Below are 7,736 nucleotides of genomic sequence, written 5' to 3'. Positions count from 1 at the left end.
TCGACCGGTTAGGCGTGCCGCGTCTCTCGTAAACCTCAACTTCTCGAACCGCCCGGTGCGGACCCGCTTGCCGGGTGGTGTGGGAGGGGCGGAGCCAGAAGGCTCCCCCCTATCCCGATGTGGGTGCTGACTTGTTATGAAGCATAAGGCAACTCGGGCATGTAGCCGATGCTTCAGCTTCGGAGCAGCCTGAAGGGCTGCCTGGCTTCCGACGACGACCGGAAACGTTGGTTGCAATGCCAAGCAGGCCAATTCAAAGCCTTTACCAGGCGCCTTCGGCGCCTCAGAAGCTGAAGCATCTGCTACATACTCCAGTTGCTTCAAATATTCGCGTTGCCTGCCAGTCGCTGAGGGGGTCGTAAAGAGCTCCATTGGTTCCAGGCTCCCGGCGTATGATTTGGTCGCCATTGAGGCGCCGCCGAAGCCTGACTGGTAGTCCCGCCCCTGGGATTTCATGTTTAACGTACGCCTGTACTTTTTCCTGTTTTTATTCCTGTCATATCGTTGTCATCTAATTTATTGATATGGATCAGTAATGACCGAATATGGTCAAAAAATAATCCGCAGGCTATTGCCAAGGTCTGACGCCTTCGGTAAATTCAGCGCACACATGTACGCTGAAATGCAGAGGTGCTCCCGTGAATGCGGCTGTAAAACCTGAATCCATACCTGGCCAGACCTTTGGCGAACAGGACGAACGTGCGCTGCGCGACCAGATGCGCCGCGATCTGCCGGCCGATACCTTCCAGACCCAGAGCTGGCGGGTGATCTGGTTCCTGCCTTTACAACTGGTGATCTGGGGCTGCGTGCTGACGATCCTGATGGCCGGACTGCCCTGGTATGCCAACCTGGGGCTGGCGCTGGTACTGGGCCATACCATCGGCTGCCAGGCGTTGCTGGCGCATGAGGTGTTGCACGGTGCACTCGGCATGAGTCGCCGCTGGCAGAATTTCTTTGGCTGGCTGGGTTTCGGGCCGCTGGTCGCCCCGCCGGAGTTCTGGCGCAAGTGGCATAACTCGATCCATCACGCCCATACCAACATGGGCGATACGGATCCGGACAGTTTCGGCACCATAAGGCGCTACAAGGCGGATCCCAAGCAGCGCAAGTTTCCGAAGCTGGCGCCGGGATCCGGCACCTGGTACAGCCTGCTGTTCCTGACCTATTCCTTCACCATGCATGCGCAGATCGTACTGTGGCTGCAGGCGAAACGTCGTAAACAGTTCAAGGGTTTCAACCGGCGTCGGGCGATCATCCAGTCGTTCGCGTGCGTTGCGGCCTGGCTGGCCTTGGCGGTGGTCTCAGGACCGCTGGCGATCTTCACCGTGGTGATTCCGTTCATGGTGGCCAACGCGCTGGGGCAGGGTTATATCCTGACCAATCACTTCCTGCGGCCGCAGACCGAGACCAACAATCCGCTGGATAATTCCATGAGCCTGCGCACCAACCCGATCCTGGACCGGCTGCACTACCGCTTCAGTCATCACGTGGAGCACCACTTCTTCCCGAAGATGTCCTCCAACAAGGCACCGCGCCTGCGCGAATGGCTGGAGACGCATTATCCGGAGCGCTACGTTGCGCCGACCCACTGGCAGGCGATCAAGCTGCTGTACAAGACGCCGCGGGTCTATCTGACGCCGACGACGCTGGTCGATCCCAGCAATCCCCAGCGGGTATTCGATCTGCTGCCACTGCAGAAAGAGATGAGTGCGGCCACCTACAAGGCCTCAGCTGCCGGTTAAGCCGCGAATCAGGGCGCCGACGCCAGCCACCGCTGCAATCCCCAAAATCAGGGGCCGCATCGCGGAGAACGGCAGGCGCCGGACCAGGGTGGCCGACAGCAGGAAGCCGGTCACGACGCCGGGCAGGGTAAATAAGAACAGCTTCATTTCCAGCAAACCCAGTCGCCCGGCAAAGAACAGTGCGACGATGCTGGCACAGCTGGTAAACAGGAAGAACGCCGACATATTGGCCCGCACCAGCGGGCCTTTCTCGTTCTGGTAGATCATGGCAATCGGCGGGCCACCCACGGCCACGACGGTGCCCATGTAACCGCTTGCGGCTCCGGCGATGACGCTGTTACGAGGATTCAGGGCCGGGCGGAGCCCGGCCACGCTGAGCAGAACACCGAACAGAATCAATGCGCCAAACATCAGATCGAAGGCCGCACCGGTGATCACAGCCAGCGTCAGTCCCGCCAGGGTCGTGCCGACAATGCTGCCGCCAATGGCATAGCGGACCTCCCGGAAACGGATGCTGGCGCGATTGCGCAGCAGCAGGAGAATGGCCAGCACCACGGCGTTGACCACCAGCGGACCGGGCACGAACAGGGGGCTCAACAGGAAGAGCAGGGGCGCTGACAGCGTGCCGATACCGTAGCCGGCGACGCCCTGGAGACAGGCGCCAGCCAGCAGGAACAGGTTGGCGAGGAGTAGGTCGGCCAGGGTAATGCCGTCGGGGATCATTCCGCCGGCACCAGCACCAACTTGCCGGGCACCACCTTCACGTCCACCGGCGCCATGCCGATCATGCGCTCGGCGAAGCTGTTCTCATCCAGTCGATAGACCGGCACCGTCTCCAGCCATTGGGCGACCAGGCGCATGACGTTGTCCGTCACCGGTTTCAGGTCACCCTTGAAAAACTGGGAGTCGATGCTGCTGTCCAGCAGCTTCAGCCGGCGGATGTAGACGGCCCGTTCCTCCCGGTCATAGACCGGCGCGCCTTCCACCTTGAGCTTCAGGTCGACCGGCAGTTTGGTCATGAAGGCATTGACGGCCACCTGGCCGGCGATATCCAGCACCGCCACTTCGCGGCCGTCCGGCCCCAGCGTGATATCCGCCTGGTCCAGTGATACGCTCAGTGGCGACCCCGCCTTGAGCTGTTGCCGGTCAAAATCGGCGACGGCATTCTGAAGGTAGCCTTCGAGCGTATTTTCACTCACCGAATAGGGCGACAGGGAAGCACAACCGGACAGGGTCAGGGCTGCAGCGAAGGCCAGGATAGGGCCGACTGCACGCTGGAAAAATGGCATGAACGGGACTCCGTTTCAGTTCGGTAGGGATGTCTGGCCGTGGCCAGCAACTTTCATCCTGCCGGATGCCGGGAGTCGACACAAGCCGGAGCAATGGGCACAACCATGACGACGACAGTGGCGCGCTACGACGCCGTGGTATTTGATCTTGATGGCACACTGGTGGATTCCGGGCTCGATTTCCGGGCGATCCGCCGGGAACTGGGATTTCCCGAAGGGATTGGTCTGCTGGAACATATGGCGACCCTGTCGGAGGCGGAAGCCGCCCGGGCGCACGCCATCATTCATCGCTTTGAAATGGCCGGTGCCGAAAGCGCCAGCTGGATGCCGGGTGCCGAAGCCCTGGTGCGGCACCTGCACCGACAGACCATCCCGGTTGCCGTACTGACCCGAAACAGTCGTGAAGCGGTGGCGGCGACCAACGCGGCGATCTCACTGGGCATCGATCTGATCCTGACCCGGGACGATGCGCCTCCAAAGCCGGATCCGGCCGGCCTGCTGCAGATTGCCGACACCTTCGGTGTGGCGCCGGAACACATGACCTACATCGGCGACTTCGTCGATGACCTGACCACGGCGCGGCGGGCCGGCATGGCGGGTGGCCTGTATCGCAACGCGCGGAATGCGGGTTATGCCGACCGAGCCGACTACGTCATCGAGCACTTCGACGATCTGCGTCGAGCCTGGAGCGATTGAGTTCAGTCGTTTTCGGCTTCGGCGTCGATGCTCAATTCGCCGTCTTCACCAAAACGCACGTGGATCAGGATGGGCTGGCAGCAGACCTGGCAGTCCTCCACGTAGTCCTGTTCCGGGACGGACGGATCGACACTGACTTCCAGGGTTTCCCAGCAATAGGGGCACTGGATGTGGGCGGGTTCAAGTATCACGAGGGTTGAGGCCGACCCGTTCACCGGGCCGGCTTTCTCCAGAGAGTGTCAGAATTGCTGTTTGGCCATCCACGGAATCATCCGGTCGAAGGCTTCCTCGATCGTTTCCAGTGGCGCCGAGAAGCTGATACGAACGGCGTTCGCCGTGTTCTCCCCGAACGCATCACCGGGCACCACACAGACCCCGGTTTCCTTGAGCATCCTCAGGGCCAGATCCGAGCCGTCCACATGCTTCGGCAGGTCCGGGAAGATGAAGAAGGCGCCGCCCGGATGATAGCCGGTCATGTGCGGTGTCTGCGCCACCAACTCCACCACACGGTCGCGCCGCTCCCGATAGATCGACACCATGTCCCGGATGCATTGCTGGTCGCCGGTCAGCGCGGCGACGCCGGCGAACTGGGACGGCGTGTTGGCCACCGAGGTGGTGAACATGTGATAGCGCCGCAGGGACTTGATGGTCGCCTGGCTGGAGATGATCCAGCCCACCCGCAGACCGGCCATGCTGTAGGTCTTCGAGAAGCTGCTGATGCACATGATGTTGTCCAGGTCGACGCTGCAGCGCAGCACACTGGCGTATTCCTGGTTGTCCAGGATCAGGTGGTCGTAGACCTCGTCACTGAAAATCTGGATGCCCCGGTAGGCACATTCTTCCACGATGGTTTCGATGGTGCTGCGTGGATACACCGCGCCGGTCGGATTGTTCGGCGAGTTCAGGACCACCGCAAACGTGCGTGACCCCATCGCAGCGATCACCTCGTCGGGATCGAGCTGGTGGTTGTTTTCGATGCGGGTCGGGATGAACTTCACCTCGCCGCCGTTCATACGGATCAGTGGCGCGTAAAGCAGGAACGACGGATCGGTCACGATGAACTGGCGACCCGGTGCCGCGGTTGCGGAGAGGGCCAGGTACATGGCCTCGGTCGCGCCGGAGGTCACCAGAATGTTGTCGCGGGTCAGCTTACGGTCATAGCGCTTGCCATAGTAGTCGCGTAGAGCGACCAGAAGCTCAGGCAGGCCGGCGTCCATGGTGTAGCCGGTCTGGCCAGCGTTGAGGGCATCGATGTAGGCATCCACCACGTGCTTTGGTGTCGGCAGGTCCGGCTGGCCGATCGACAGGTGGATAACGTCCTTCATGCTCGCCGCCATGTTCACCATGCGGCGGATGCCCGGCACGGGGATGGCCTGCATCGACGGATGCCAACGGGCCTTGGTCTTGCGGTACTTCAGCTTGCGCGGTGCGGTGTCGCTGGCTTTATTGAGCTTTGCTCCATCGGCCATAAGCATCTCCTGGCAGAGGTAGGAAAAGATGGACAATAAAGCCCGGATCCGTGGATCAGGCCTGCTTTTGCCGAAACGGCGTCACGCCGGTGTCCCGGCCTGTGTGCTACGCCTTAACGAAGACTTACCTTCGCAGATTAGTTTTTATCCGAAAGGGGGGCAAGGGCCTGAGCATGCGTATTTTCGTGTAATGCCAGGGTCAGGTTGACCGGGGCAAAGAGGCCCGACACACTCAGGGTGTTCAGCGTGTTTTCAAAGGAATGCCAAACCGACGACGAGGCCGCCCATGACATCCCAAGCCGACAAGCCGATTGTGACTGTCCTGACCGCTCCCGGAGAACAGGAACCGCCCGGTATGGACGCGGTTCGCAAGCGGGCCGAAGTGCGCTTTGCCTCGGACGAGGCGACGCTGCGGGACGCCCTGCCGGGTTCCCGGGTGATGATGGTGACGGACTTCCGGACGGAGGCCTTCGAGGCCGCCTGGCCGGAGGCCGACAAGCTGGAATGGATCCACGCCACCAGCGCCGGTGTGGATGCGTTGATGTTCCCGGCCCTGATCGACAGCGACGTGACCGTGACCAATGCCCAGGGCATTTTTGACCGTACTATCGCGGAATACGTGCTGTGTTCGATCCTGATGTACTGCAAGGATTTCCCCCACTCGATCCGACTGCAGCAGGCTCACCAGTGGAAGCACCGGGATACCGAGCGGGCCCAGGGGCAGCGGGTTCTGGTTGTCGGCGCGGGTTCCATCGGCCGTCAGATTGCCCGCCTGTGCAGCGCGATTGGTCTCAAGGTGCACGGCACGGCCCGCACTGCGCGTGACAGCGACCCGGATTTCGAAGCGGTCCACGGCAACGATGACCTGATGGAGCAGCTGGGGCTGGCGGATTTCGTGGTGGTGGCCGCACCGCTGACGCCGCAAACCGAAGGGTTGTTTGATCGCAAGGCCTTCCAGGCCATGAAGCGGACCGCACGGTTTATCAATATTGGCCGGGGACCGATCGTCAAAACCGATGATCTGGTCGCCGCTCTGGATGCCGGGGAGATCGCCGGGGCCGGTCTGGACGTGTTTGAAGAGGAGCCCCTGCCTCCGGAGCATCCCCTGTGGGATCGCGAGAACGTGTTGATCACTGCACATATGGCGGGGGACTTTATCGGTTGGAAAGGGGCGTTGACCGAGCAGTTCCTGGACAATTTCGATCGTTGGCGCGCCGGGGAAAGCCTGTTCAACATCGTCGACAAGAAACTGGGTTACGCCGCCAAGTAAGCGGCGTAACCACCGGACCACTCAACCCGTCAACTCAGGCGCGCGATGACCGCGTCGCCGATCTCCCGGGTCTTGCGCCGCTGACCGCTGTGTTCAGCCAGGTCGGCGGCGACCGCATTATGAAGGGCTTCGGCTGCTTCCTCCAGCGGGCCTGATTCCTCGGCCAGCCAGGTGAGCATACGCGCCGCCGTGAACAGCATCGCGGTCGGATCCGCCAGACCCTGGCCGGCAATGTCCGGCGCGCTGCCGTGGGTCGGTTCGAACATGGACGGCATGGAGCGGTCGTCCGGGTTCAGGTTGCAGGAGGGGGCCACGCCCATACCGCCGGACAGGACCGCCGCGAGGTCCGTCAGGATATCCCCTTGCAGGTTGCTCGCCACCACCACATCAAAGGCCCAGGGGCACTGCACGAACTTCATGCAGGCGGCGTCCACCAGTTCGTGATGGGTCGCCACATCCGGGTATTCGGCGGCAATCTCCGCAAACGCCTCCGTGTACATATCCCCCCAGTAACGCAGGGCATTGCGCTTGGTGATGATGCAGACCTGGCTCTCGCAAGTGCGCCCGTCGAGTGTCTTGAACTGCCGCGTCTGGCCGGATTCCTGGCGCGCCCGTGCGCGTGATCGGGCCTGCTCGAAACCGTGGCGGATAATCCGGTTCGTCGCGCGGCGGGTGAACACCTCCATCTGGGTGGCCACTTCATCCTCGCTGCCGGGCCGCAGCCGGCCGCCCTGGGCCACGTATTCCCCTTCGCTGTTCTCGCGGATGACCAGCATGTCCACATCCCGCGCCCGTTCGTCGGCCAGGTATTGGCGGGCACCGGGCAGGAGCCGGGCCGGTCGCTCGCAGACCCACTGGTCGAAGCCCTTGCGCATCTGCAGCAATGGCGCGAGAGAGATGCTGTCCGGCAGCAGATAGCGGTTCGGGTCGGTCATCGGGCCGGGGTCGCCCAGCGCGCCCAGCAGGATCGCATCAAAGTCCCGCAGCTGTTCCAGCGCATTGGCCGGCATGATCTCACCATGGGCCTGGTGCCAGCGATGCGACGGCCAGTCGAAAGTCTCCCATTCCAGATCAAGGTGGTAGCGTTCACGCAGGACATCGAGACAGCGAACGGCCTGTTCAACGACCTCCGGCCCGATGCCGTCGCCAGGTGTAACCGCGATCCGCTTGGTGGCTGTCATACGGGACTCCCTTCAGGTTGCGGGATGGTGGGTCACGGACCCCCGGTCCGTGCTGGATGCCCTCAGTGTAGCGTTACAGAACGGTCCTG

Annotated in this window: 8 protein-coding genes; 3 read left to right on the top strand and 5 right to left on the bottom strand. The window is 62.1% G+C overall.

What is annotated here, in order from left to right; translation table 11 throughout:
- The first annotated feature begins 638 nt into the window (after positions 1 to 638).
- Positions 639 to 1,742: a fatty acid desaturase family protein gene (locus EB809_RS13345; RefSeq protein ID WP_123635320.1), complete on the top strand. Its 1,104-nt coding sequence runs from the start codon at positions 639 to 641 to the stop codon at positions 1,740 to 1,742.
- Here EB809_RS13345 and EB809_RS13340 read toward each other — a convergent pair.
- The gene (locus EB809_RS13340; RefSeq protein ID WP_123635319.1) at positions 1,728 to 2,465 is read right to left on the bottom strand and encodes a sulfite exporter TauE/SafE family protein; all 738 of its coding nucleotides are present in this window, start codon (positions 2,463 to 2,465) and stop codon (positions 1,728 to 1,730) included. The genes EB809_RS13345 and EB809_RS13340 overlap by 15 nt on opposite strands.
- Positions 2,462 to 3,031, bottom strand: a complete 570-nt coding sequence (locus EB809_RS13335) for a DUF1439 domain-containing protein (protein WP_123635318.1) — start codon at positions 3,029 to 3,031, stop codon at positions 2,462 to 2,464. The genes EB809_RS13340 and EB809_RS13335 overlap by 4 nt, the downstream gene beginning before the upstream one ends.
- A gap of 105 nt (positions 3,032 to 3,136) precedes the next feature.
- Between EB809_RS13335 and EB809_RS13330 the strand changes: the two genes are divergently transcribed.
- The gene (locus tag EB809_RS13330; RefSeq protein ID WP_190294899.1) at positions 3,137 to 3,727 is read left to right on the top strand and encodes an HAD family hydrolase; all 591 of its coding nucleotides are present in this window, start codon (positions 3,137 to 3,139) and stop codon (positions 3,725 to 3,727) included.
- A 2-nt stretch (positions 3,728 to 3,729) separates the two neighbouring features.
- Here EB809_RS13330 and EB809_RS13325 read toward each other — a convergent pair whose 3' ends face one another.
- Both EB809_RS13325 and EB809_RS13320 read right to left on the bottom strand, forming a co-directional pair.
- The gene (locus EB809_RS13325) at positions 3,730 to 3,915 is read right to left on the bottom strand and encodes a CPXCG motif-containing cysteine-rich protein (protein WP_123635326.1); all 186 of its coding nucleotides are present in this window, start codon (positions 3,913 to 3,915) and stop codon (positions 3,730 to 3,732) included.
- 51 nt (positions 3,916 to 3,966) lie between these two features.
- Positions 3,967 to 5,196 (bottom strand): pyridoxal phosphate-dependent aminotransferase, encoded by a 1,230-nt coding sequence (locus EB809_RS13320; protein ID WP_123635316.1) that lies wholly within the window; start codon positions 5,194 to 5,196, stop codon positions 3,967 to 3,969.
- 286 nt (positions 5,197 to 5,482) lie between these two features.
- Here EB809_RS13320 and EB809_RS13315 point away from each other — a divergent pair, with 286 nt between their 5' ends.
- Positions 5,483 to 6,466 (top strand): D-2-hydroxyacid dehydrogenase, encoded by a 984-nt coding sequence (locus EB809_RS13315; protein WP_123635315.1) that lies wholly within the window; start codon positions 5,483 to 5,485, stop codon positions 6,464 to 6,466.
- Between the two features lie 29 nt (positions 6,467 to 6,495).
- On the opposite strand, the gene EB809_RS13310 is transcribed toward EB809_RS13315, so the two are convergent.
- Positions 6,496 to 7,647, bottom strand: a complete 1,152-nt coding sequence (locus EB809_RS13310) for an isocitrate/isopropylmalate dehydrogenase family protein (RefSeq protein WP_123635314.1) — start codon at positions 7,645 to 7,647, stop codon at positions 6,496 to 6,498.
- Positions 7,648 to 7,736 lie beyond the last annotated feature (89 nt).

The organism is Marinobacter sp. R17 (genome assembly GCF_003789045.1).
GTDB classification, from domain to species: Bacteria; Pseudomonadota; Gammaproteobacteria; order Pseudomonadales; family Oleiphilaceae; genus Marinobacter_A; species Marinobacter_A mangrovi.
This window is presented reverse-complemented; position numbering and strand designations above follow the sequence as displayed.